This window comes from Lyngbya sp. CCY1209 (assembly GCF_035615495.1).
GTDB lineage: Bacteria > Cyanobacteriota > Cyanobacteriia > Cyanobacteriales > Microcoleaceae > Limnospira.
Genome location: NZ_JAJENU010000699.1, coordinates 1 through 662, shown reverse-complemented (window position 1 = coordinate 662; position 662 = coordinate 1). Strand labels below are relative to the sequence as shown.

Annotated in this window: 1 protein-coding gene; it reads left to right on the top strand. The window is 54.8% G+C overall.

The annotated features are described in order from the left end of the window. Nucleotides 1-36: 36 nt before the first annotated feature. A partial coding sequence (locus tag LKE08_RS28810; protein ID WP_324707741.1) for a bifunctional DNA primase/polymerase occupies nt 37-662 on the top strand: 626 nt, incomplete at its 3' end.

The following is a 662-nucleotide window of genomic DNA, read 5'->3' as shown; positions in this document are numbered from 1 at the left end:
CTCACCCCCGTTAAGGGGAACAAAGCTGCATACAGGATGAATTGGCAACAGGAGAAACCATGCGATCGCGCCACCATCATCGAAGATATCAAAACCGGGAAGGCTCGGGGCTATGGACTCAGAACAGGGCAAATTAGTGACGGAATTGTAGCGGTTGACTGCGACGGAGAAGCCGCCCACGAACTGGCTAAGTCGTTGGGGGGATTACCCGCGACTGTCAGTTTTACAAGTGGAAAAGATGGCCGCGCCCAATACCTATACAAAATCTCGGACAAATATTGGTGCGACATCAAAACCCAAAAGCTGAGAACGGGGAAAACCGGGGCGGACGGCAAAGAAATGTTGTTGGAATTACGATGGGACGGATGCCAGTCCGTTTTGCCGCCGTCAGCTCATCCCGAAACCGGGCAATACCACTGGATTAAGTCACCACAGGAGACTGCGATCGCCGACGCCCCCCGGTGGGTAATAGAGAAAATGCGGGGCACGGCGCGGACAGAAACTCCACTGCTCAACAGCATCACTTCTGACGACATCCCCCTAACCATCTGCCTTGCGAAAGAAACCCGGAAGTTGATCGAATCGGGGTCGCCAGACGGACAGCGCGGTGACGACGCGATCAAGGTCGCCCAAGACCTTTTGGGGACATACGAACGGCTGCA